Here is a 24387-nt window from a genome sequence, read left to right as displayed (position 1 = left end):
ATTTGGGGTTCAGTTCATTGCCGCGCCCTACAGTTTTTTCAGCAGTTCCACCACGCCGGCAGCCTCTTGCGCCAGGCGTTCATCGCTCATATCAAACACCCCCTGCACCAGATGCGGCGGCAGGTAATCCATGCCGGTCAGGTTGGCCATCGCATGGAACGGGCGCAGCAGATCTGTCACCGGATAGCGGTTATAGCCTTCTGGCGTATAGGCCTGTTGATTGCCGCCGGTAGTGACCACCAGTTGCAAAGGTTTCCCCTGCAGTTGGGTGCCTTCGCTGCCGTAAGCGAAACCGTGGGTTAATACCGCGTCCTGCCATTCGCTGAGGATCGCCGGGGAACTGTACCAGTAGAACGGGAACAGCATCACCACCGCCTCATGACCCTGCAGCAACTCCTGCTCACGCGCCACGTCAATTTGATAGTCCGGATAAGCGCGCATCAGTTCGTGAACCGTCACATTCGGCAAAGGACGTAGCGCGTCGATCAAGGCTTTGTTGATACGTGAGTCATCGGGAAAACGGTGGGCGGTTAACACTAAAATGCGCGACATAGGAGATCCTTGATTAAAATTTGATATCGCATTTTTCCATTTCCTGCGCGCCGGGTGTAGGCTGTTGGCTGTCACTTCAATTTCAACTGAAAGTATCAACCATTATGTCGCTGCCCTTTGACGTGCATCGCCTGCTGCCAGCCTTCCTTGCCGCCGCCCAGGCACAGAACTTTTCCGCTGCCGCACGCCAACTGGGTGTCACGCCGGCGGCCATCAGCAAAAATATCCGCGTGCTGGAAGAAAAGCTGGCGCTGCGGCTGTTCCAACGCAACACCCACAACGTGGTGCTGACCGACGAAGGCAAGGCGCTGTTGCAGCAAGTGGCCCCCTTGTGGCAGGCACTGTCCGCCACGCTGGAAACCGCCGGCAGCGCGCAGCAGGCGCCGTCCGGCACAGTGCGCGTCAGCATGATCCCGGGCTTCGGTCGCCAGATGCTGATGCCGTTGATCCCGCAGTTCCTCGAGCGTTACCCGCAGATCGACCTCGATCTTTCACTGGATGCGCGGGTGGTCAATCTGGTGGGGGAAGGTTTTGATGTCGGGATTGGTAGCCGGGTCGATCCCGATAGCCGGTTGGTGGCGCGGCCGCTGTACCCGATGCAGATGGTGCTGGCAGCCTCGCCCGGCTATCTGGCGCAACACGGCATGCCGCAGGATCCGCAAGATCTGTTGCAGCATAACTGTCTGCTGCACCGTAACCCGGCCACCGGCCGCAGCGTAAAATGGCCATTGCAACAACATGGCGAAGCCAAAACGCTGGAGCTGCAGGGTCGCCTGGTCGCCAGCCGACCAGAGATGCTGTTGGATGCGGCGTTAGCCGGGCTGGGGATCGTCTGTCTGGCGCGCTGGTATGCGGAACCTCATTTTGCACAAGGCACGCTACAGCCCGTGCTGGCGGACAGCTGGCCGCAGCCGACCCAGCTGTGGTTGTACTATGCCTCCGCCGACCTGCCGCCACGGGTACGCGTCTGGGTTGAGTTCCTGCTCGAGCATTTTCGTCAGCGCCCGTCCTGAGTTTTCTGGCCAAAAATAATCGGTTGTACAGCTAGCGCCCGCTCTTTCCATTTCCTTGTCCTATGTCAAAAAAACCCCGCTAATATCTATATATAGTGCGTTAATAAACACCGACACCTATATGTAGTAGTTATCAACAAAACTATCCACACGTCGCCTCAGCCCTTGTGCGCTGCGGCATTGCCCTGTGGATAAGCCGAAATCATACCGATACCCAACAGCGTTCAGTCTGCCGGGCATCAGCGCTCCCTCGGGGAACAAGGAGTAACAACGTGAAACCAGTAGTGATTAAACGGGACGGTTGTCAGGTACCTTTTGACGAGGCACGTATTGGGCAAGCTATCGAGCGCGCCGCGCTGGCCGCCGGTATTGTCGATGCCGACTACTGCGCAACCGTCGCCCGCGTAGTCGCTCAGCGGATGTCTCAGCAGCAGCGCGTTGATATCCATGAAATCCAGCAGGCGGTAGAAAATCAGCTGATGGCCGGCGAATACAAACAGCTGGCGCGCGCCTATATTGAATATCGCCACGATCGCGACGTCGCACGTGAGCTGCGCGGCCGGCTGAACCAGGAGATCCGCGGCCTGGTGGAGCAAAGCAACATGGCGCTGCTGAACGAGAACGCCAATAAGGACAGCAAGGTGATCCCCACCCAGCGCGATCTGCTGGCCGGGATCGTTGCCAAACATTATGCCAAGCAACACATCCTGCCGCGTGACGTGGTGCTGGCCCACGAGCGCGGCGAGATCCACTACCACGATCTCGATTACTCGCCTTTCTTCCCCATGTTCAACTGCATGCTGATCGATCTGAAAGGCATGCTGACCAACGGCTTCAAGATGGGTAACGCCGAGATCGAACCCCCGAAGTCGATCTCCACCGCCACTGCGGTCACCGCACAGATCATCGCGCAGGTCGCCAGCCATATTTATGGCGGCACCACCATTAACCGGATCGATGAGATCCTGGCGCCGTTCGTCAGCGAAAGCTTCAACAAGCATCAGCAGGTCGCCGAACAGTGGCAGATCCCGGACGCACAGAGCTATGCCATGGCGCGCACCGAAAAAGAGTGTTACGACGCCTTCCAGTCGCTGGAATATGAGGTCAACACCCTGCACACCGCCAACGGTCAGACGCCGTTCGTCACCTTCGGTTTCGGCCTGGGCACCTGCTGGGAATCTCGCTTGATCCAACGTTCGATCCTGAAAAATCGCATCGCCGGGCTGGGCAAGAACCGCAAGACGGCGGTATTCCCCAAACTGGTGTTCGCCATCCGCGACGGTCTCAATCACCAGTACGGCGATCCTAACTACGACATCAAACAGTTAGCGCTGGAATGCGCCAGCAAACGCATGTATCCGGACATCCTCAATTACGATCAGGTGGTGAAAGTCACCGGTTCGTTCAAAACCCCAATGGGCTGCCGCAGCTTCCTCGGAACCTATGAAGAGGATGGCGAACTGGTACACGACGGACGCAACAATATCGGCGTGATCAGTCTGAACCTGCCGCGTATCGCGCTGGAGGCGATGGGGGATGAGAGCCGCTTCTGGCGTCTGCTGGACCAACGTTTGCTGCTGGCGAAGAAGGCGCTGATGACGCGCATCGCCCGGCTGGAAGGCATCAAGGCTCGGGTTGCACCGATCCTGTATATGGAAGGCGCCTGTGGTGTGCGCTTGAAGGCAGACGACAATATCGCCGAGATCTTCAAGAATGGCCGTGCGTCGATCTCTCTGGGCTATATCGGCCTGCATGAGACCATCAACGCACTGTTCGGCAACCAGCAACACGTTTACGACGATGAAACGCTGCGCGCCAAGGCCGTTGCCATTGTCGCCCACCTGCGGGCCGCCACCGAGAGCTGGAAAGATGAGACCGGTTACGGCTTCAGCCTGTACAGCACGCCAAGCGAGAACCTGTGCGACCGCTTCTGTCGGCTGGATACCGCCGATTTCGGCGTGGTGCCGGGCGTCACTGACAAAGGCTATTACACCAACAGCTTCCACCTCGACGTAGAGAAAAAGGTCAATCCTTACGACAAGCTGGATTTTGAAGCGCCCTATCCCCCGTTGGCCAACGGCGGTTTCATCTGTTACGGCGAATACCCGAACCTGCAGCACAACCTGAAAGCGCTGGAAGACGTGTGGGATTACAGCTACAGCCGCGTGCCTTATTACGGCACCAATACGCCGATCGATGAGTGTTACGAGTGCGGCTTTACCGGCGAATTTTCCTGTACCAGCAAGGGTTTCACCTGCCCGAAATGCGGCAACCACGAGCCGTCCAAGGTGTCGGTGACCCGCCGGGTGTGTGGCTACCTCGGCAGTCCGGACGCCAGGCCGTTCAACGCCGGCAAGCAGGAAGAAGTGAAACGCCGGGTGAAACACCTGGGGAACGGGCAGATCGGCTAACGCCGGGCTGTTATGAATCTGGGCTCAGCATGCTGAGCCCCTACCGTCAGAAAGCGAAATATGAATTACCACCAGTACTACCCCATCGACGTGGTCAACGGGCCCGGCACCCGCTGCACGCTGTTTGTTGCCGGCTGCGTGCACCAGTGCCCCGGTTGCTACAACAAAAGCACCTGGCGGCTCAATTCCGGCCAGCCGTTTAGTCAGACGATGGAAGACCAGTTGATTGCCGATCTGAACGACACGCGTATTCCGCGTCAGGGCCTGTCGCTGTCCGGCGGCGATCCGCTGCATCCGGCCAATGTCTCGGCGGTGCTGCAATTGGTGAAACGGGTGCGTGCCGAATGCCCCGGCAAGGATATCTGGCTGTGGACCGGTTACCGACTGGCGGAACTAGATGAACAGCAAATGCAGGTAGTGAATCGGATTAATGTGCTGATTGACGGTAAGTTTGTGCAGGATTTAAAAGACCCGGCGCTGATCTGGCGCGGCAGCGCTAATCAGCTGGTGCATAAGCTGCGTTGATCATCCCCTCACCCCGGCCCTCTCCCCCAGGAGAGGGAGATGGCCACGTCCACCTATACCAACCCCATTCCCACTACGCCCGTGACGATCCCGCATAGTGCCACCAGCGCGGCGGTCAGGCACAGGGCCTTGGCGGAAAAGGCTTTGTTCAGCATCAACAGCGAAGGCAGGCTGACCGCCGGCAGGGTCATCAACAGCGCCAACGCCGGGCCAGTGCCCATTCCCGCCAACATCATGGTCTGCACAATCGGGATTTCCGCCGCCGTGGGGATCACGAACAGGCAACCGGCGATCGCCAGCCCAATAATCCACAGCAAACTGTTGTCTATCGCACCATCGGCATGGGGGAACAACCAGACACGCGCCACCCCCAGCGCCAGCACCGCCAGAATGTAGATCGGGATAGTGGACCAAAACAGCGACCACAATGCCTTCAGCCAACGGCCAAGGAAGGGCTGAGCCTCGGTTTTCTCCAGTGGTATCACCGGCATTTGCAGTACCGCAGGCTGCGGATCCTTGGCGGTGGCACGTTGCACCAGCCAGGCGATGCCCAACACCATAATCACCCCGGCCACCAGCCGGATAGCGGCAAACTGCCAGCCAAGCACGAAGCCCATAAAAATCAGCGTCGCCGGGTTCAATACCGGGTTACTCAACCAGAACGCCATCGCCGCCCCGCTGGACACCGACTGACGGCGCAGCCCGGCGGCGACCGGTGCGGCACAGCAGGTACACATCATGCCCGGCAGCGCGATCACCGCGCCCAACAGGGTGCCGGAGAACCGCGGGTGGCCCAACGTACGCATCAGCCAATCACGCGGGATGAGCACCTGCACCAGCGAGCCCAACACCACGCCGAGCACCGCCGCCTTCCACACCGCCGTGAAATAAACCAGCGCATAGTGCCAGGCCGCCAGCCACGGGCTGCTGTCGCTGTTAGCCAGTATCGATTTGCCAATCGAGTGGGTATCCGCCGCCAGAAAAGCCTTGCCGTAATAAGGCTGCCATTTGACGTAGTAGAGGCCTACGGCCAGCACCAGCAGAAACAGGATCGGTTTCCACAGCGGCCAGGGGCGGCTGCGGTGTTCAGTTGCGGTCAGGGGATGTGGCATCGGGTTGGCTCGGTTCAGTGAACAATGACGTCAGCTTAGCGCGCCACGGCCACGGGCGCATCATCAGCCTGTCCAAAATAGTTCATCTGTTCGCCACTGACGCGTAACGAGATTGTCATCTGGGCCCGGCAAGATAACGCCAGCTTGAAAGTCATAGGGTAAGCACCAGCACTGTCAGAAAGGCTGACAACCCCTGGATTTTAATGAGTATTCGGCACGCCGAGGTTTTTATTATGATGGACTTATCTAGACATCCGACCAGTTTCCCTACCCGTTACCAGCAGATCGCCGCACAGCTTGAGCAAGAGCTGCGAACTCAATACCGTTGTGGCGACTACCTGCCTTCCGAACAACAGCTGGCAGAACGCTATCAGGTCAATCGCCATACCTTGCGCCGCGCGGTCGACCAATTGGTGGATCGTGGCTGGCTGCAACGTCGGCACGGCATCGGCATTTTGGTGCTGATGCGCCCGTATGACTATCCCTTGCATGCCAATACCCGGTTCAGCCAGAACCTGTTCGAGCAGGGCAGCCACCCCACCAGTGAGCGCTTACTAGCAGTATTACGCCCGTGCAATGGCCATGTCGCCAGCGCACTGTCGCGTGAAGAAGGTGAAACGGTGATCCACCTGCGCACCCTGCGCCGGGTCAACGGCGTGCCAATGAGCCTGATCGACCATTATCTGCCCGATTTGGACTGGTGGCCGGCGCTGCAGCAGTTCCACAGCGGCTCGCTGCACGAATTTATCGAACTCAACATCCACCAGCCGCTGACCCGCAAGCAGACACGCATTAGCGCACGCCGCGCACAGGCCAAAGAGAGCCGGTTGCTGGAAATAGCCACCCACGCGCCGCTGCTGTGCGTGCGCACCCTGAACGTCTGCACCGGCAGTGATAGCGTGGCGGAATACTCCGTCAGCCTGGCGCGCGCCGACATGATTGAACTGACCATGGAGCACTGAATGCAAGCCTTACAGCCAAGACAACGCTGGATGTCGGTATTGGCGCACAGCCAGCCGACCCAGTTGCGCAGCCACTGGCAGGCGCTGAACCTCAGCCCGCGCTACCAAACCATTCGCGCGCCGGAGATTGGCCTGGCGCAGTTACAGGGCCGCATGGGGGCCACCGGCCGTCGTTTTGTACTGGGCGACATGACCGTCACCCGCGCGGTGGTACAGCTCGAAAACGGCGGCTACGGCTACAGCTATATCGCCGGACGTGACAAGGCGCATGCCGAACTTTGCGCCCTGGCGGATGCCCTGCTGCAACTGCCGGAGCTGGCCGAATTACTGCAACAACAGCTGATTGAGCCACTGGCCGCCTTGCAACATGAGCAACGCCAACTGCGCGCCCGCGCTGTCGCCTCCAGCCGGGTCGACTTCTTTACGCTGGTACGAGGAGATTAACCGATGAGCCTACTGACAGGTTTTGCACAGCCGATTGAACAATCGCAACAGGCTTTCCGCTTGATCCTTAAGGCATTAAGTGAACCGGGCCATATCGTCACCCTGCCAGACAGTCCGGCCTGGGGGGCGCTGAACGCCGCCAGTACCACTGCGTTATTGACGCTGGCCGATCAGGAAACCCCGATCCAACTCTGTCTGGCACTCGAAAGTGAGCAAGTGCTAACAAACATTCGCTTCCACAGCGGTGCGCCGCTGGCCAATAACCCCGAAGAAGTGTGTTTTGCCCTGTTCGATGCGCAATTGCAGGCCGCTGATTTACAGGCGTTGCCGCACGGCAGTGAGATTTCCCCCGAGTTCAGCACCACGATAGTGATACAGCTCGACAGCCTGGACCAGGGTACCGCACTGCGCCTGACCGGCCCCGGCATTGAACAGCAACGGGTGATCTCGCCCTCGTTGCCGCCGGTGCTGCTGGACTACCTGATTAACCGCCCGCAGCGCTTCCCGCTGGGGCTGGATTTCCTGCTGACCTGCGGTGAGCGCCTGCTGGCGTTGCCGCGAACCACCCATGTGGAGGTGTGCTGATGTACGTTGCCGTTAAAGGGGGCGAAAAAGCCATTGAGGCCGCCCATCAGTTACAGGAACAGCTGCGGCGCGGTGACAACAGCGTACCGGCGCTCGGCACCCAACAGATTGAACAACAACTGGGCCTGGCGGTGGATCGGGTGATGACCGAAGGCGGCATCTACGATCCTGAGCTGGCGGCGTTGGCCATCAAGCAGGCGAGTGGCGATCTGGTCGAGGCTATTTTCCTGCTGCGCGCCTATCGCACCACCCTGCCACGACTGGCGGTCAGTGAACCCCTGGCGACCGAAAACATGCGGCTGGAACGCCGTATCTCGGCGGTTTACAAGGACTTGCCCGGCGGCCAGGTGCTGGGGCCAACCTACGATTACACCCACCGCCTGCTGGATTTTGCCCTGCTGGCCGAAGGCGAAGCGCCGCGTGCGCCGCAGGCCGACGAACCGCTGCCGGAAAACTGCGCCCACGTGTTCGACTTACTCAGTCAGCAGCAACTGGCACTGGCGGAGCAGGACGACGGCACTGCGCCGGATGATATCACCCGCAATCCGCCGGTTTACCCCTGTTCACGCTCGGCACGCCTGCAACAGCTGGTGCGCGGCGACGAAGGTTTTCTGCTGGCGCTGAGCTACTCCACCCAACGCGGTTACGGCCGCACCCACCCGTTCGCCGGTGAGATCCGTACCGGCTATGTTTCGGCGGAGATAGTGCCTGAAGAACTGGGTTTCGCGGTAGATATCGGCGAGATCCTGCTGACCGAATGTGAAATGGTCAACGGCTTTATCGACCCGGCCGACCAGCCACCGCATTTCACTCGCGGCTACGGCCTGGTGTTTGGCCGCGCCGAACGTAAAGCGATGGCGATGGCGCTGGTGGACCGCGCACTGCAAAGCCCCGACTACGACGAAGGCATAGCCAGCCCGGCGCAGGACGAAGAGTTCGTACTGGCCCACGCCGACAACGTCGAAGCCGCCGGCTTTGTTTCCCACCTCAAATTGCCCCACTACGTTGATTTTCAGGCTGAGCTGGAATTGCTCAAGCGCCTGCGACAGGAGTTCAGCGAGCGTCAGGAGGCCCGCGATGAGTGAAGTATTAACCGGCTATAACCTGGGTTACCTGGACGAACAGACCAAACGCATGATCCGCCGCGCCATTCTGAAGGCGGTGGCGATCCCCGGTTATCAGGTGCCGTTCGGCGGCCGTGAGATGCCAATGCCTTACGGCTGGGGCACCGGCGGCATTCAGTTGACCGCCAGCGTGATTGGCCGCGCCGACGTGTTGAAGGTGATCGACCAGGGTGCCGATGACACCACCAACGCGGTCTCCATCCGCCGCTTCTTCCAGCGCGTCGCCGGGGTGGCGACCACCGAACGCACGCCGGAAGCCACACTGATCCAGACCCGGCACCGCATCCCGGAAACTGCGCTGCGCGAAGATCAAATCCTGATTTATCAGGTGCCGATCCCGGAGCCGCTGCGCTTTATCGAACCGCGTGAAACCGAGACCCGCAAAATGCACGCGCTGGAAGAGTACGGCGTGATGCAGGTGAAACTGTATGAGGACATCGCACGCTACGGCCATATCGCAACCACCTATGCTTACCCGGTGAAGGTCAATGACCGCTATGTGATGGACCCGTCGCCGATCCCGAAATTCGATAACCCGAAAATGCACATGATGCCGGCACTGCAATTGTTCGGCGCCGGGCGTGAAAAGCGCATCTACGCCCTGCCGCCATTCACCAAGGTGGAAAGCCTGGACTTCGACGATTATCCTTTCACCGTGCAGCAATGGGACGAACCCTGCGCCCTGTGCGGCTCACGCCACAGCTACCTGGATGAGGTGGTGCTCGACGATCAGGGCAGCCGCATGTTCGTTTGTTCCGACACCGATTACTGCCAGCAGCAGCTGGCGCAACCTTCGCAAGAGGCGCAGCACTGATGACTTCTATCCCTCTGAGCACCACGCCACTGCTGTCGGTGAATAACCTCACCCATCTGTACGCGCCGGGCAAAGGCTTTAGCGATGTGTCTTTCGATATCTACCCCGGCGAAGTGCTGGGCATCGTTGGCGAATCCGGCTCCGGCAAGACCACGCTGCTGAAATCCATCTCCGCACGGCTGGCACCGCAGCACGGACAAATCCTTTATCGTCCGCAGGCCGGGCAACAGCATGACCTGTACGCGATGGCGGAAAGCGATCGCCGCCGCCTGCTGCGCACCGACTGGGGTGTGGTGCATCAACATCCGCTCGACGGGCTGCGGCCCAAGGTTTCTGCCGGTGGCAACATTGGCGAACGGCTGATGGCTATCGGCCAGCGTCACTACGGCGACATCCGCCGACAGGCCGGGCAGTGGCTGGAGGACGTCGAGATCCCGGTGTCACGCCTTGACGATCTGCCGACCACCTTCTCCGGCGGCATGCAGCAGCGGTTGCAAATCGCCCGCAATCTGGTGACTCATCCCAAGCTGGTATTTATGGACGAGCCCACCGGCGGGCTGGATGTTTCAGTACAGGCGCGGCTGCTCGATCTGCTGCGCACGCTGGTGGTAGAGATGCAGCTGGCGGCGGTGATTGTCACCCACGATCTCGGCGTGGCGCGCCTGCTGGCACACCGGCTGCTGGTGATGAAACAGGGCGAGGTGGTGGAAAGCGGCCTGACTGACCGGGTGCTGGACGATCCACACCATCCGTATACCCAACTGCTGGTTTCTTCGGTGCTGTCGTAACGCAAGGTAATGATAAATGACTATTCAAATCCGGGTTGAACACCTCAGCAAAACCTTTGTGCTCCACCAGCAGCACGGCACGCAACTGCCGGTCCTGCACGACGCCAACATGACGGTCAGCAATGGCGAATGCGTGGTGCTGCACGGCCATTCCGGCAGCGGTAAATCCACGCTGCTACGCTCACTGTACGCCAACTATTTGCCCGACAGCGGTCATATCTGGGTCAACCACCAGGGGGAATGGCTGGACATGGTGCAGGCCGAAGCGCGCCAGATCCTGGCGGTACGCCGCCATACCCTCGGCTGGGTCAGCCAGTTTCTGCGGGTGATCCCGCGTATCAGCGCGCTGGACGTAGTGATGCAACCGCTGCTGGAACAGGGCGTCAACCGCGCCGAATGCCGTGAACGCGCCGAGACGCTGCTCAACCAGCTCAACGTGCCGCAACGCCTGTGGCAGCTGGCACCGTCCACCTTTTCCGGCGGCGAACAACAGCGGGTGAACATCGCTCGTGGCTTTATCGTCGATTACCCGATCCTGTTGCTGGACGAACCGACCGCCTCACTCGACAGCCGTAACAGCGCGGCAGTGGTCGCGCTGATCGAGCAGGCCAAACAACGTGGCGCAGCGATCGTCGGTATTTTCCATGATGAAGGCGTCCGTCAGCAGGTCGCCGACCGGTTACATGACATGCAGGCGCCACAGGCGCTGGAGATCCTCTGATGATCATCAATAACGTGAAACTGGTGCTGGAGGATCAGATCGTCGAAGGATCGCTGGAGATCAACGACGGTATGATCCGCAGCTTTGCCGATACGCCAAGCCAGTTGCCACAGGCATTGAACGGTGAAGGTGGCTGGCTGTTGCCGGGGCTGATTGAGCTGCATACCGACAATCTGGACAAGTTTTTCACCCCGCGGCCGAACGTCGACTGGCCGGCACATTCGGCCATGAGCAGCCATGATGCACTGATGGTAGCCAACGGCATCACCACCGTGCTGGACGCGGTGGCGATTGGTGACGTTCGGGACGGCGGCCACCGGCTGGAAAACCTGCAAAAAATGATCGACGCGGTGATCTATAGCCAGCGCGCCGGGGTCAACCGCGCCGAGCACCGGCTGCACCTGCGCTGCGAACTGCCAAACGAGAACACTCTGCCGCTGTTCGAGCAGTTGATGGACAAGCCCGGCGTGTCGCTGGTGTCGCTGATGGACCATTCGCCGGGCCAGCGCCAGTTCGCCTCGCGTGAAAAATACCGTGAGTATTATCAGGGCAAATACCATCTTAATGACCAGCAGATGAGTGAATATGAGGAGCAGCAGGTCGGGCTTTCGGCCCGCTGGGCCACGCCTAACCGTGAGGCGATCGCCGCCCATTGCCGGGCGCGTAAAATTTCGCTCGCCAGTCACGACGATGCCACTGCCGACCACGTCAGCGAGTCCTGTGCGCTGGGCAGCGTGATTGCCGAATTCCCCACCACCGAAGATGCCGCGCTCGCTTCGCACCAACAGGGGTTACAGGTACTGATGGGCGCGCCGAACATCGTGCGCGGCGGTTCGCATTCCGGCAACGTAGCGGCCCATCACCTGGCGGCGTTGGGCGTGTTGGATATCCTGTCCTCCGACTATTATCCGGCCAGCCTGCTGGATGCGGCGTTTCGCATTGCGGCCGATGAACGCAACGGCTACAGCTTGCCGCAGGCGGTGCAGATGATCACCCGTAACCCGGCCAGAGCGCTGGATCTGCAGGATCGCGGCACTATCGCCGAAGGTTTGCGGGCGGATCTGGTGTTGGCGCGACCACACGGCGAGCACATCTACGTGCAGAACGTGTGGCGCCAGGGCAAGCAGGTGTTCTGATGGCGCAGCTTATCTATTTAATGGGCCCTTCCGGCTCGGGCAAAGACAGCCTGTTGGCCGCACTGCGCGCCGATACCGACAGCGCGCCACTGGTGGCGCACCGTTATATCACCCGGCCGGCAGACGCCGGCTGCGAGAACCATATTGCGCTCAGCGAAGCGGAGTTCCTGCGCCGCCGTGCCAAAGGGTTATTTGCCCTCGACTGGCAGGCGCACCAGCACCATTACGCCTTTGGCATCGAGGTGGATCTCTGGCTGTTGCAGGGGATCGACGTGGTCGTCAACGGCTCGCGAGCCCACCTGTCGCAGGCACAGCAGCGCTATGGTGCACAGCTGCTGCCGGTGTGCCTGCAGGTCAGCAGCGATGTTCTGCGCCAGCGCCTGCAAAATCGCGGGCGTGAAACTGCCGATCAAATCGAACAACGGCTGGCGCGGGCGGCGGAGTATCAGCAAAAACTGCCCGCCCTTTGCAGCCGGTTGGATAACGACGGCAACCTTGATGACACCCTGGCAGCGCTGTTGGCGCTGCTGCCCGCTTCCACCAAACAACCACAGGATGCCATGCCATGAACGATCCGGCGCAGCCGAAAATCGGCGACAACGTGACGCTTAACCGCAGCCGGCTCGGCCAGTATGTCCATCTGGCCGACGATGCGATCCTCGAGGAAGTGGAAATGGGCGACTACTCCTACACCGCCGGCCATAACCAGATTTTTTACGCCACCCTCGGGAAATTCGTGTCGATTGCCTCTTACGCACGCATCAATCCCGGCAACCACCCCACCTACCAGCGTATCGCCCAGCACCATTTCACCTATCGCGCGTCGGAGTACGATCTGGGGGACGATGACGAGGCGTTTTTCGACTGGCGGCGTGAGCACCACGTGACCATTGGCCACGACGTGTGGATCGGTCATAACGCCATCGTGATGCCCGGTGTCAGCATTGGCAACGGCGCAGTGATTGGCAGCGCGGCAGTGGTGACCAAGGATGTGGCCCCTTATGAAATTGTCGCCGGGGTGGCGGCCAAGAAGATCGGTATGCGTTTTGACGACGCACTGATTGAACGTATTGAACGTAGCCAGTGGTGGCACTGGGATCATCAGACGCTGCAACAACGGCTGGCGGATTTCCGTGATATCCATGCCTTCGCGGAGAAGTATTTATAATCGGGGGTAGCGACATGCAACTGACCTTTCTCGGTACCGGCGGTGCTCAGCAGATCCCGGTGTTCGGCTGTGATTGTCTGGTGTGTCAGCGGGCACGGCGCGAGCCTGCATTTCGGCGCAGAGCTTGCAGTGCAATGCTTAAATTTCAGGGTGAAACGACCTTGCTGGATGCGGGATTGCCGTCGCTGGAACGGCGCTTTTCGGCGGGGGAAATTAAACGTTTTTTACTGACACATTACCACATGGATCACGTACAGGGGCTATTTCCTTTGCGCTGGGGCTGCGGAAATTTTATTCCGGTGTATGGCCCGGCCGATGAACAGGGCTGTGACGATCTGTTCAAACACCCGGGTATTCTGGCGTTTCAGCCACCGTTCAAACCTTTCGAAACGCTGGAACTGGGCGGCCTGCAGATCACTCCGCTGCCGCTGCAGCATTCGAAACTCACTCTGGGCTACCTGATCCAGGCTGCAGGGAAATCGCTGGCCTATTTGACCGATACCCTTGGTCTGCCACCAGAGACCGAAGCCTATCTGCGTGGGGTACCCATCGATTTAATGGTGCTCGACTGCAGCCTGCCACCCCAGCCGCAGGCACCGCGCAATCACAACGATCTGACCCGCGCGCTGGAAACCCAGCAACGCTTACAACCCGGCCGCACCCTGCTGACGCACATCAGCCACCATCTCGATTTATGGCTGATGGACAACGAGCTGCCGCCGGGCCTGGAGCTGGCGTTCGATAATCTCAGCGTGCACTGCGGTAACAATGCAGCCGATCAGATTCCAGCACCTTAACGCCGCTGCCGGGGCTGAACGCCTGCTCCAGCAGGGTCTGCGCCACGTCTTTAGCGGCAACTCCGCGCCATTTGCCGGGCAACAATTTGAATAAGGGTGCACTCAGGCGCTCCAACCAACGCGGCGACGAGCGCTCGCCCAACAGCATGGATGGCCGCACCAGCGTCAGGCGCGGCCAGTTCTGCTCACGCAGCGCCTGTTCCATTTCACCCTTGGTGCGGTTGTAAAGGAAGGTCGAGCGCGGACTGGCTCCCAGTGCACTGACCACCAGACAGTGCTGCGCGCCTAACCGCCGACCGGTCAGCGCACTTTCGATTACCAGCGTGTAATCGACGTAGTGAAAATTGGCATCACTGCCGGCCTCGCGCCGTGTGGTACCCAGACAGCAGAACACAATATCGACCGGCTGCTCCTGCTCAGTCAGCAGCGCGAACAAATCATCACCCACAGGATTATCCAGTTTTGGGTGCACCGGCAGTGGCTTACGCGTAGGCGCCACAATCGCCGTGACCTGCGGATCGGCCTGCAGCAGGCGCAACAGTTCGCCACCCACCAACCCTGTAGCCCCTACAATGAATACCCGTGCCATATCCCCTCCGCCAAATTGATCGCTCTGAAAAGTATAGTGTGTTGTGTCAGGCCCGCGTCCAATGCAGCTTTTTACCGAAGCCGAGGGTATTGTCGGTCATCTTCACTTCTTGCAGACTCAGTTGCCAAACTGGCGCTTTCATCACTTTGGCAATCGGGAAACGCTTGCAGTAGCGCGCACGTGCATGCTGTTCTTCATCACCGCTCAGCATCACCGCTTCGGCGCGATACTGCACGCCACGGATCAACGCAATGGTCTTCGGCTTCGGCGCAATGGTGCCGACCACCCGGCTATTTTGCAGCATCAACTCACCGTGACGGGTATGGGTTTCGGTCATCAGCCACAGCAGCATGCGCTCGGCATCAAACACGTAAAAACAGTTGGCGCACCACATGTCCAGGCCATTGCCGGCGCACAGCGTCAGCACATGCTGTTTGCTGAGGAAATGTGCAATCTGTTGCTGCTCTTCAGTCGTGTTCAAGGTCAATTCTCCCTTCTTTATCTGGCTTTATCTTACCCTGTGTTGTTGAAGTCGGTCACAAATAACGATAATTCCATCACCACACAAAATGGAATACATAAACACATTCACTGCATTTATATTCAAAATTTGAATAATTACCCTTCTAACATATATAAAACAAAGTAGATTTATTTTGGCATCATAGACCCGGTTTAAATCCATTTTTTTTTGCTCATTCTACGGCGCGGTAAAAATTACCGCTCTGACCACTTCATTTTTTATCAAAATATTTACATCTCCAAAAATGCTCAAAATCATTTTTTATTCAAACCACTGCATAACAAGTGAATAGTTATTTATCAAACAGGCTATTTACGTGACGCTCATCACATATTTTAGTCTGAAGCACGTTAAAATAGCGCCATCTTTTCACTCCATAAGGTGGATTAGAAATGGAAAACAATAACCGTAAAATGGCACACATCAGACGGACCACTCATATTATGATGATGGCCCATCGTAGCTGCTTTAGCTTCGCCTTCTTTAACTGCAGATAACCCCCACCTCTCTCGTTGTTACTCTGAACAGCCTGTCACCATTACGCCTAAATTATTTATCCTGAAGAATCAGGATCGGCATCAATTTAATTTATCCGGTAAATAGTGTAGCTAAATGACTGTTTAGGGTACGCACGAAATAAAATCAAAAATAGAATGAACTCAGGTTATGCCTTTAAGCATTACCTCGTTCTCCTCATGCCTTTATTGAGTGAAGGTATTAACGACAAGATTATTAACTTGTCGATGGGATGCCTTTGCCTGAAGAATGATAAAAATGAATAAATTAAAAATTGCCGCTAATACCAAAACATTAAGCTGCTTTGAAACAGCACGCGAAGTTGTCGATGTACATCAGAGTGATTTTAATGATATTGCTGCCATTGTGCTGTCGGTGGAAGACGTCACGCAAGGCATGGTGGCGCACCTCGAAGAAATTGGCCTGAATATTCCCCTGTTCGTTGCGGTGTGTTGTGAAGAAGAATTGGATAATGACATCCTGCCGGCCCTGCATGGCGTATTTGAACTCTGTGGTAAGAACACCCAGTTCTACGGCAAGCAACTGGAGGCCGCAGCGGTAAAATATGAAAGTGAACTGCTGCCACCTTTCTTTAACACGCTGACCCAGTACGTCGAAATGGGTAACGCCACCTTTGCTTGCCCTGGGCATCAGGGCGGTGAGTTCTTCCGTAAGCATCCGGCAGGACGCCAGTTCTTTGACTTCTTCGGCGAAACCCTTTTCCGTTCGGATATGTGTAACGCGGACGTCAAACTGGGTGATTTATTGATCCATGAAGGCGCGCCTTGCGCGGCACAGCAACATGCCGCCAAAGTCTTTAACGCCGATAAAACCTATTTCGTTCTCAACGGCACCTCCGCCTCAAACAAGGTCGCGACCAACGCCCTGCTGACGCGCGGTGATTTGGTGCTGTTCGACCGTAATAACCATAAGTCCAATCACCATGGCGCGCTGATCCAGGCTGGGGCGACACCGGTGTATCTGGAGACCGCTCGCAACCCGTTTGGCTTTATCGGCGGCATTGACGCGCACTGCTTTGAAGAACGCTACTTACGCCAACAGATCCGCGAAGTAGCGCCGGAACGCGCCAATGAAGCCAGGCCTTTCCGTTTGGCCATCATTCAGTTAGGTACTTATGACGGTACCATTTATAACGCCCGTCAGGTGGTCGATAAAATTGGTCATCTGTGCGATTACATTCTGTTCGACTCGGCCTGGGTGGGTTACGAACAGTTCATTCCAATGATGAAAGACTGCTCGCCTTTACTGCTCGAGCTGAATGAAAACGACCCGGGGATCATCGTTACCCAGTCCGTGCACAAGCAGCAGGCCGGGTTCTCACAAACCTCACAAATTCACAAGAAAGACAAGCACATCAAGGGACAAGACCGTTATTGCAACCATAAACGCTTTAACAATGCCTTTATGTTGCATGCATCCACCAGCCCGTTCTACCCACTGTTTGCCGCACTGGACGTCAACGCCAAGATGCACGAGGGTAAAAGCGGCCGACGCCTGTGGAAAGAATGTGTTCGCGTAGGTATTGAAGCGCGCAAAATGCTGCTGGATACCTGCAGCTTAATCAAACCTTTTGTGCCGGACCAAATTGATGGCAAAGCCTGGCAGTCTTATGACACCGAGACAATGTCTAACGATTTGCGCTTCTTTAACTTCATTCCCGGTGAAAAATGGCACGCCTTTGAAGGCTATGAGGAATCGCAATATTTTGTCGACCCGTGCAAATTGCTGCTCACCACGCCGGGCATCGATACGGCTAGCGGTAACTACAGCGATTTCGGTATTCCGGCGACCATTCTGGCCAACTATCTGCGCGAAAACGGCATAGTACCGGAGAAATGCGATCTCAATTCCATTCTGTTCCTGCTGACCCCGGCCGAAGACATCGCCAAAATGCAGCATCTGGTGGCGCTGATTGCCCGCTTTGAAAAACATGTCGAGCAAGATTCGTTAATTAGCGAAGTTCTGCCTGCGGTTTATAAAAACAATCAGCAGCGCTATAAAGATTATACCCTGCGCCAGCTTTGCCAGGAAATGCACGACCTCTACGTAAGTTACGACGTTAAAGAACTGCAGAAAGAAATGTTCCGGAAAAGCTATTTCCCACGAGTGGCGATGAACCCGCAAGACGCTAATACCGAATTCGTCCGCGGTAATGTTGAATTGGTCTCACTGGCCAAAGCCGAGGGCCGAATTGCCGCCGAAGGCGCTTTACCTTATCCCCCAGGTGTTTTATGTGTGGTCCCAGGTGAAGTTTGGGGCGGTGCCGCTCAACGTTATTTCCTGGCATTGGAAGAAGGCATCAATTTATTGCCAGGCTTCGCACCGGAATTACAGGGCGTGTATATCCAGCAGGATGAAGATGGCTGGAACCGCGCTTACGGCTACGTAATGAAAAATTAATCACCTTACAAGGCGGTGAATTCTATTCACCGCCCGGATCGTATTATAAAAGAGAGAATGATCATGAGTAAGACCAATAATAAAATGGGGGTCGTGCAGCTAACGATCCTGACGGCGGTCAACATGATGGGCTCTGGCATAATTATGCTGCCCACCAAGCTGGCGGAAGTCGGCACTATTTCTATCGTTTCCTGGCTGGTCACCGCCGTGGGCTCAATGGCGCTGGCCTACGCCTTCGCCAAATGCGGTATGTTCAGCCGCAAATCCGGTGGTATGGGTGGATATGCCGAATACGCCTTCGGTAAATCCGGCAATTTCATGGCCAACTACACCTACGGTGTGTCGCTGCTGATCGCCAACATCGCCATCGCCATTTCCGCCGTCGGCTATGGCACCGAGCTGTTTGGCGCCAACCTGTCGCCGCTGGGGATCTGTATCGCCACCATCGGCGTGCTATGGCTGGCTACCGTCGCCAACTTCGGCGGGGCGCGCCTCACCGGGAAAATCAGCGGCGTCACCGTCTGGGGCGTGATTATCCCGGTCGTGGGGATCTCGATCGTCGGCTGGCACTGGTTTAGCGGCAGCGCTTATATTGCCGCGTGGAACCCGCACTCGGTACCGACTTTTGAAGCCGTTGGCGCCTCTATCTCCATGACGTTATGGGCGTTCCTGGGGCTTGAATCCGCCTGCGCCAACACCGACGTGGTGGAAAACCCGGAACGTAACGTGCCAATCGCCGTACTGGGCGGCACCCTCAGCGCCGCGGTCATTTATATCGTTTCGACCAATGTGATCGCCGGCATCGTGCCGAACATGGAGCTGGCCAATTCGACCGCGCCATTTGGTCTGGCGTTTTCCCATATGTTCAACCCAACGGTCGGCAAGATCATCATGGCCTTGATGATCATGTCCTGCGTCGGCTCACTGCTGGGTTGGCAGTTCACTATCGCCCAGGTATTCAAATCCTCTGCCGACAGCGGCTTCTTCCCGAAAATTTTCTCCAAACTCAGCAAGGCCGATGCACCGGTCAAAGGCATGCTGACCATAGTAGTGATCCAGAGCGTGCTGTCGCTGATGACCATCAGCCCGTCGCTGAATAAACAGTTCAACGTGCTGGTGAATCTGGCGGTGGTGACCAATATCATCCCTTATATTCTGTCGATGGCGGCGCTGATCATCATTCAGAAAGTGGCGAAAGTACCGGAGAAAAAAGCGCGAATTGCCAACATCATTGCCGGCATTGGCGCACTGTACAGTTTCTATGCCCTCTACAGCTCCGGTGAAGAAGCGATGATGTGGGGCGCCATCGCCACCTTCCTCGGTTGGACGCTGTACGGCATGGTTTCACCGCGTTTCGAAATGGTGGGGAAAAAAGGCTCACAGCAGTAACACAACTTGACCGCCGGGGATGGGATTGCGCTGGAGAACATGCCATCATATTCCGTCCCTGGCTATCAAAGTTGCTGCATATTCATGACCGAAATACTCCCAACCTGGCACCTCTATATGCTGCGCATGCCCAGCGGCATGCTGTATACCGGCATCACCACCGACGTGGCTCGGCGGCTGGCGCAACATCAGGCCGGTAAGGGTGCGAAGGCACTGCGAGGTAAAGGGGAACTGGTGCTGGCGTTTCACTGCCTGGCAGGGGATCGTTCAAGGGCACTGAGACTGGAATATCGGGTCAAGCAACTGAGCAAAATGCAAAAAGAGAGGCTGGTGAGTCACCCGCCTCTTTCGTTGGATTATTTACTGCCGGACGTTGAGGTTAAAGCCGGTTAAACGGCTCGGAGTATTCCACCGCCCCGCTAACGTCAAGCAAGGCATCTTCCGCCAGGGGATAAACCTGGAACGCGGCCTCGGTGTCTGGCCAGCGGCATTGCAGCCCATAGGCAGCAGCCGGCTTAAAGCCAAAGCGACCGTAGTAAGCCGGTTCGCCCAGCACCACCACCGCGGCATAGCTGAACTCGTTCAGCGCATCCAGCCCTTCGTAAATCAGCTTTTCGCCCAGCCCCTGTCGACGCAGACTTTCGTCCACCGCCAGCGGTGCCAGACCGACCCATTGACGATCCTCACCGGCTACGTCCACCGGGCTGAACGCGGCATAGCCCACCACGCCACCTTCGTCGTCGGTAGCAACGATGCCCAGCGTCAGCAGGCCGTCTTCACGCAGTTGCTGTACCAGGTCAGCTTCGTCATCTCGCCCAAAGGCGCGACGCAGCAGAGCATCGATACCTGCCGCATCTACCGGAATTTCTACGCGGATTAACATGTCAGTGGCACACGGGAAGTTTGCACCGTGCCCTCCTGCAGCCCTGCTTCCACAAACTCGGCCAGTTGCAGCAGGCCAATGCGCAACGGCGCAGGCATGGCTTCCAGCTCGATGGCATCCATCAGATTTTTTACATACAGGCCCAATTCGGTATCCCCTTCAATCTGCAGCCGACGCTGAAAGAACAGCGTATCGGGATCTTGCTTACGCGCTGCGATCAGTATCAGATCGTTGGCGTCGCCGCTGAAGCTGACATCAGCTTCGGCGTGTTGGCTGACAACCAGTTTGTCGTTTTCTACCGTCATAAACCAGTGTAGCGCCAGATCGCGAACTTCGATCTTCAACCAGCGCGATTCGAGAAATTCCAGATCGCCATCTGCCAGCGCCTGACGGAACTGCCAGCCCAACACCTGTTCCAGAAGCTGGCGCTGCAAAGCAAACGGCGTGAATTTTAGCGGTACGCGCAGCAGCGACGGCCCTTGGCGCACAATGCGCGCTCGTAATTGTTCCAACACTGTCGTTCACTCCTTTCAACACAGATGCACTATTTTGCCACAGTGGCGTACGGCTGAAGCGCTCTATATCAACAAATAGTGCATTTCGCCGCCAGCTTTATCAATACGCCAGAAGCTGCCTCAAATCAAAACCTGTTCACCGCGCTTTCACTAAAATTGCCTCCCGATTAGCGTTTGCCGGTTGATGACCCTCACCGGCAACCATTGTGACAGTCTATGCCCGCCATGGGTGTACGGCTGAGTCAGGATAAATCTATGGAGCTGCTTTGTCCCGCCGGTAACCTGCCGGCCCTGAAGGCTGCGGTGGATAACGGCGCCGATGCCGTGTATATCGGCCTGAAAGATGATACCAACGCCCGCCACTTTGCCGGCCTCAACTTTACCGAGAAAAAGCTGCAGGAGGCGGTCGAGTACGTGCATCGCCACAAGCGTAAACTGCACATCGCCATCAATACCTTCGCCCACCCGGACGGCTATGCCCGCTGGCAGCGCGCGGTGGATATGGCGGCACAACTGGGTGCCGACGTGCTGATCCTGGCTGACCTGGCGATGCTGGAATACGCCGCCGAACGTTATCCGCAGTTGGAACGCCACGTGTCGGTGCAGGCTTCCGCCACCAACGAAGAGGCGATCCGTTTCTACCAGCGCCATTTTGATGTCAGCCGGGTGGTACTGCCGCGCGTGTTGTCGATGCATCAGGTCAAACAGCTGGCGCGTACCAGCCCGGTGCCGCTGGAAGTCTTCGCCTTCGGCAGCCTGTGCATCATGGCCGAAGGCCGTTGCTACCTCTCTTCTTACCTGACCGGTGAGTCTCCCAATACCGTCGGGGCCTGTTCTCCGGCACGCTACGTACGCTGGCAGCAAACGGCGCAGGGCATGGAGTCACGTCTGAATGGCGTGCTGATCGACCGTTACCGGGATGATGAAAATGCCGGTTACCCTACGCTGTGCAAGGGCCGCTATCTGGTGGACGACGTGCGCTATCACGCGCTGGAAGAGCCCACAAGCCTCAATACGCTGGAACTGTTGCCGGAGTTGCTGGCCGCCAATATCGCTTCGGTGAAAATCGAAGGCCGCCAACGCAGCCCGGCCTACGTTAGCCAGGTGGCCCGCGTCTGGCGTCAGGCTATTGATCGCTGCCAGGCCGACCCCGCCGCTTATCAGGCCGACGCAGGCTGGATGGAAGCCCTGGGTGCAGTGTCTGAAGGCACTCAAACCACGCTCGGTGCCTATCACCGTAAATGGCAGTAGCAGGAGGAAGCATGAAATACGCATTAGGCCCGGTGCAGTATTACTGGCCGAAAACCGAGGTCGAAGATTTTTACCGGCAGGCGGTGAATAGCAGCGCAGAGATTATTTATCTCGGCGAGAGCGTCTGCACCAAGCGACGCGAGATGAAGGTCGGCGACTGGCTGGCACTGGCGCAGGAGATTGCCCGCAGCGGTAAACAGGTGGCTCTCTCCACTCTGGCTCTGCTGCAGGCACCGTCCGAACTGAACGAACTGAAGCGCTATGTGGAAAACGGGGAATTCCTGATTGAAGCCAACGATCTGGGTACCGTGAACATGGCGGCGGAACGCAGCCTGCCGTTTGTCGCCGGCCACGCGCTGAACTGCTACAACGCCTACACCCTGCGCCTGCTGCACCGCCAGGGCATGACGCGCTGGTGTATGCCGGTCGAGCTGTCCCGCGACTGGCTGGTCAAGCTGCTGGAACAGTGCGATGAACTGGGTTTCCGCCAGCAGTTTGAGGTGGAAGTACTGAGCTACGGTCATCTGCCGCTGGCCTATTCGGCGCGCTGCTTTACCGCACGATCGGAAGACCGCGCCAAGGATGAATGCGAAACCTGCTGCATTAAGTATCCACAGGGGCGAGTGATGCGTTCACAGGAACAACAGCAGGTGTTTGTGCTCAACGGCATTCAGACCATGAGTGGCTACTGCTACAACCTGGGCAACGAGTTGACCAGTATGCAAGGGCTGGTGGACATCGTGCGCCTGTCGCCGCAGGGGGCAGAGACGCTGGCGCTGGTCGAGCGCTTCCGTGCCAATGAGCAAGGCACACAGCCATTAACCCTCACCGATCAGGCCGACTGCAACGGTTACTGGCGGCGGGTCGCCGGGCTGGAATTGGTGTCGTAATCGCAGGCACGCGACAGAATATCGGGCCTACAGGATGGGAGTTTGGTTTTGTAGGCCGGGTAAGCATAGCGTCACCCGGCACAGCGGCAACTACTCTTTGAAGAACCAGTAGCCCTGATTTATCAGCTCTGTCAGCTCAGCCACAAACGCCGGGTTTTGCAACGCATCGCCCAGTTCTGGCTGACCCAGCTCGGTATAACGACACAGCGCATCGGCCGCCCGAGCATCGACGGTGTCCAGAGGTTCACTGTTGACGAAGAAGCTGTCACCGATGTGCAGCACACGCAAGCCACTCAAACGGGTCAGAGTTTCACCGTCCATCAGTGCATTCAGCACCTCGTGCGCTTCATACGGCGGCTCCGCCATAGCGATATCCAGCTCATGACGCGGCGTGGTGGCAAAGCGGCCAAACCACTGCTTAAAGTCTTCCGGCTGGTTGATCATTTCGACCATCATTGAGCGCAAGCGCTTAAGTTCGTGTTCTTCTACCCGGCCCGGATGCTCACGCAGGGTTAAATCAGGATCGCTGTAATGCGCGCCCCCCAGATCGTTTTCCAGTGCGTAGTCAGCAAAGCTGCTGATCAGGTCGCGGCCGTTTGGCCCACGGAAGCCCACTGAATAGTTAAACGCGGTTTCGTGGGTGAAGCCGTCATGGGGGAAGCCTGGCGGGATGTACAGAATGTCGCCCGGTTCCAAATCCTCATCAATGATCGGTTCGAACGGATCAACATGCAGCAACGCCGGATGTGGGCAGAATTGACGCATCGGCAAGGCATCGCCAACGCGCCAGCGACGACGGCCCATTCCCTGAATGATGAACACATCGTAGTTATCGATGTGTGGCCCCACGCCGCCGCCCGGCACCGAGAAGGAGATCATCAGGTCATCCAGACGCCAGTCTGGCAAAACGCGAAACGGGCGCACCAGTTCGGCTGAGGGGGCATGCCAGTGGTTCACGGCCTGCGCCAGCAAGGACCAGCCTGTTTCGCCCAGGCCATCGAAATGTTCAAACGGACCGTTGCTGGCCTGCCATTCGCCATTGGTCTGGCTGACCAGACGGCTGTCCACTTCCGACTCCATCGCCAATCCCGCCAGTTCGTCTGGCGTGATTGGGTCGACAAAGTTCGGGAAGGCATTTTTCAAAACAACAGGTTTTTTCTGCCAGTATTTCTCTAAAAATTCGGGCCAGTTCAGGTTCAGTTGGTAAGCCATATAATCACACCAGTAAGAGGATCCACGGGCGTGATTATGCGAGAGC

General features: G+C 57.6%; 27 protein-coding genes. 20 read left to right on the top strand and 7 right to left on the bottom strand.

Annotated features, from left to right (window positions below):
• Window positions 1-27: 27 nt before the first annotated feature.
• On the bottom strand, window positions 28-552 hold the full coding sequence (locus BEI65_RS18320; RefSeq protein ID WP_099064528.1) for an NAD(P)H-dependent oxidoreductase: 525 nt from the start codon (window positions 550-552) through the stop codon (window positions 28-30).
• Window positions 553-656: 104 nt separating this feature from the next.
• On the opposite strand from BEI65_RS18320, the gene BEI65_RS18315 reads away from it, so the two are divergent.
• The 3 genes from BEI65_RS18315 (at window position 657) to nrdG (ending at window position 4501) form a co-directional block, all read left to right on the top strand.
• Window positions 657-1565 carry a LysR family transcriptional regulator gene (locus BEI65_RS18315; RefSeq protein WP_099064527.1) on the top strand — a complete coding sequence of 303 codons (909 nt, stop codon included), beginning with the start codon at window positions 657-659 and terminating at the stop codon, window positions 1563-1565.
• 272 nt (window positions 1566-1837) lie between these two features.
• Window positions 1838-3976, top strand: a complete 2139-nt coding sequence (gene nrdD / locus BEI65_RS18310; protein ID WP_099064526.1) for an anaerobic ribonucleoside-triphosphate reductase — start codon at window positions 1838-1840, stop codon at window positions 3974-3976.
• 60 nt (window positions 3977-4036) lie between these two features.
• Window positions 4037-4501, top strand: coding sequence for an anaerobic ribonucleoside-triphosphate reductase-activating protein (gene nrdG / locus BEI65_RS18305; protein WP_099064525.1), 465 nt, complete (start codon window positions 4037-4039; stop codon window positions 4499-4501).
• A gap of 53 nt (window positions 4502-4554) precedes the next feature.
• Here nrdG and BEI65_RS18300 read toward each other — a convergent pair whose 3' ends face one another.
• On the bottom strand, window positions 4555-5613 hold the full coding sequence (locus BEI65_RS18300; protein WP_099064524.1) for a permease: 1059 nt from the start codon (window positions 5611-5613) through the stop codon (window positions 4555-4557).
• 236 nt (window positions 5614-5849) lie between these two features.
• Here BEI65_RS18300 and phnF point away from each other — a divergent pair, with 236 nt between their 5' ends.
• Genes phnF through phnP form a run of 11 tightly spaced genes read left to right on the top strand, consistent with a single transcriptional unit; the run spans window position 5850 to window position 14152 of the window.
• Window positions 5850-6575, top strand: coding sequence for a phosphonate metabolism transcriptional regulator PhnF (gene phnF, locus BEI65_RS18295; RefSeq protein WP_026142168.1), 726 nt, complete (start codon window positions 5850-5852; stop codon window positions 6573-6575).
• Window positions 6576-7019, top strand: a complete 444-nt coding sequence (phnG, locus tag BEI65_RS18290; protein WP_099064523.1) for a phosphonate C-P lyase system protein PhnG — start codon at window positions 6576-6578, stop codon at window positions 7017-7019.
• Between the two features lie 3 nt (window positions 7020-7022).
• Window positions 7023-7604: a phosphonate C-P lyase system protein PhnH gene (gene phnH / locus BEI65_RS18285; RefSeq protein WP_099064522.1), complete on the top strand. Its 582-nt coding sequence runs from the start codon at window positions 7023-7025 to the stop codon at window positions 7602-7604.
• Window positions 7604-8689: a carbon-phosphorus lyase complex subunit PhnI gene (locus tag BEI65_RS18280; RefSeq protein WP_099064521.1), complete on the top strand. Its 1086-nt coding sequence runs from the start codon at window positions 7604-7606 to the stop codon at window positions 8687-8689. The genes phnH and BEI65_RS18280 overlap by 1 nt, the downstream gene beginning before the upstream one ends.
• Window positions 8682-9542, top strand: coding sequence for an alpha-D-ribose 1-methylphosphonate 5-phosphate C-P-lyase PhnJ (locus BEI65_RS18275; RefSeq protein WP_099064520.1), 861 nt, complete (start codon window positions 8682-8684; stop codon window positions 9540-9542). Before BEI65_RS18280 ends, BEI65_RS18275 begins: the two co-directional genes overlap by 8 nt.
• The gene (phnK, locus tag BEI65_RS18270) at window positions 9542-10330 is read left to right on the top strand and encodes a phosphonate C-P lyase system protein PhnK (protein WP_099064519.1); all 789 of its coding nucleotides are present in this window, start codon (window positions 9542-9544) and stop codon (window positions 10328-10330) included. Before BEI65_RS18275 ends, phnK begins: the two co-directional genes overlap by 1 nt.
• A gap of 16 nt (window positions 10331-10346) precedes the next feature.
• Entirely contained in the window at window positions 10347-11051 is a 705-nt protein-coding gene (gene phnL / locus BEI65_RS18265; RefSeq protein ID WP_099064518.1) for a phosphonate C-P lyase system protein PhnL, read from the top strand.
• Window positions 11051-12187, top strand: a complete 1137-nt coding sequence (gene phnM / locus BEI65_RS18260; protein ID WP_099064517.1) for an alpha-D-ribose 1-methylphosphonate 5-triphosphate diphosphatase — start codon at window positions 11051-11053, stop codon at window positions 12185-12187. The genes phnL and phnM overlap by 1 nt, the downstream gene beginning before the upstream one ends.
• Entirely contained in the window at window positions 12187-12756 is a 570-nt protein-coding gene (gene phnN / locus BEI65_RS18255; protein ID WP_099064516.1) for a ribose 1,5-bisphosphokinase, read from the top strand. Before phnM ends, phnN begins: the two co-directional genes overlap by 1 nt.
• Window positions 12753-13355 (top strand): DapH/DapD/GlmU-related protein, encoded by a 603-nt coding sequence (locus tag BEI65_RS18250; protein WP_099064515.1) that lies wholly within the window; start codon window positions 12753-12755, stop codon window positions 13353-13355. Before phnN ends, BEI65_RS18250 begins: the two co-directional genes overlap by 4 nt.
• A 14-nt stretch (window positions 13356-13369) precedes the next feature.
• A complete protein-coding gene (phnP, locus tag BEI65_RS18245) occupies window positions 13370-14152 on the top strand; it encodes a phosphonate metabolism protein PhnP (RefSeq protein ID WP_099064514.1) in 783 nt (260 codons plus the stop codon).
• On the opposite strand, the gene BEI65_RS18240 is transcribed toward phnP, so the two are convergent.
• Both BEI65_RS18240 and BEI65_RS18235 read right to left on the bottom strand, forming a co-directional pair.
• Entirely contained in the window at window positions 14103-14741 is a 639-nt protein-coding gene (locus BEI65_RS18240; protein ID WP_099064513.1) for an NAD(P)H-binding protein, read from the bottom strand. The genes phnP and BEI65_RS18240 overlap by 50 nt on opposite strands.
• A 46-nt stretch (window positions 14742-14787) precedes the next feature.
• Complete coding sequence (locus BEI65_RS18235; RefSeq protein WP_099064534.1) at window positions 14788-15222, bottom strand: YhbP family protein; 435 nt, start codon at window positions 15220-15222, stop codon at window positions 14788-14790.
• Between the two features lie 434 nt (window positions 15223-15656).
• Between BEI65_RS18235 and speFL the strand changes: the two genes are divergently transcribed.
• The 4 genes from speFL to BEI65_RS18220 all read left to right on the top strand — a co-directional run bounded on the left by speFL (window position 15657) and on the right by BEI65_RS18220 (window position 19983).
• Complete coding sequence (gene speFL / locus BEI65_RS26865; protein WP_112347931.1) at window positions 15657-15761, top strand: leader peptide SpeFL; 105 nt, start codon at window positions 15657-15659, stop codon at window positions 15759-15761.
• A 277-nt stretch (window positions 15762-16038) separates the two neighbouring features.
• Entirely contained in the window at window positions 16039-18201 is a 2163-nt protein-coding gene (gene speF / locus BEI65_RS18230; protein ID WP_099064512.1) for an ornithine decarboxylase SpeF, read from the top strand.
• Between the two features lie 63 nt (window positions 18202-18264).
• Entirely contained in the window at window positions 18265-19590 is a 1326-nt protein-coding gene (potE, locus tag BEI65_RS18225) for a putrescine-ornithine antiporter (RefSeq protein ID WP_099064511.1), read from the top strand.
• A gap of 84 nt (window positions 19591-19674) precedes the next feature.
• Complete coding sequence (locus tag BEI65_RS18220) at window positions 19675-19983, top strand: GIY-YIG nuclease family protein (RefSeq protein WP_157765460.1); 309 nt, start codon at window positions 19675-19677, stop codon at window positions 19981-19983.
• Here BEI65_RS18220 and BEI65_RS18215 read toward each other — a convergent pair.
• Complete coding sequence (locus BEI65_RS18215; RefSeq protein ID WP_099064509.1) at window positions 19970-20473, bottom strand: GNAT family N-acetyltransferase; 504 nt, start codon at window positions 20471-20473, stop codon at window positions 19970-19972. The two genes, BEI65_RS18220 and BEI65_RS18215, sit on opposite strands and share 14 nt — an antisense overlap.
• Window positions 20467-20988 (bottom strand): SCP2 domain-containing protein, encoded by a 522-nt coding sequence (locus tag BEI65_RS18210; protein ID WP_085119498.1) that lies wholly within the window; start codon window positions 20986-20988, stop codon window positions 20467-20469. The genes BEI65_RS18215 and BEI65_RS18210 overlap by 7 nt, the downstream gene beginning before the upstream one ends.
• Window positions 20989-21243: 255 nt before the next feature.
• On the opposite strand from BEI65_RS18210, the gene BEI65_RS18205 reads away from it, so the two are divergent.
• Together BEI65_RS18205 and BEI65_RS18200 are read left to right on the top strand one after the other, a co-directional pair.
• A complete protein-coding gene (locus BEI65_RS18205; protein WP_099064508.1) occupies window positions 21244-22239 on the top strand; it encodes a peptidase U32 family protein in 996 nt (331 codons plus the stop codon).
• Between the two features lie 11 nt (window positions 22240-22250).
• Window positions 22251-23129, top strand: a complete 879-nt coding sequence (locus BEI65_RS18200) for a U32 family peptidase (protein WP_099064507.1) — start codon at window positions 22251-22253, stop codon at window positions 23127-23129.
• Window positions 23130-23219: 90 nt separating this feature from the next.
• On the opposite strand, the gene BEI65_RS18195 is transcribed toward BEI65_RS18200, so the two are convergent.
• The gene (locus tag BEI65_RS18195) at window positions 23220-24341 is read right to left on the bottom strand and encodes a cupin domain-containing protein (RefSeq protein ID WP_099064506.1); all 1122 of its coding nucleotides are present in this window, start codon (window positions 24339-24341) and stop codon (window positions 23220-23222) included.
• Between the last annotated feature and the right edge of the window lie 46 nt (window positions 24342-24387).

The organism is Serratia sp. BW106, from assembly GCF_002607755.1.
Lineage (GTDB): Bacteria > Pseudomonadota > Gammaproteobacteria > Enterobacterales > Enterobacteriaceae > Serratia > Serratia proteamaculans.
This window is presented reverse-complemented; position numbering and strand designations above follow the sequence as displayed.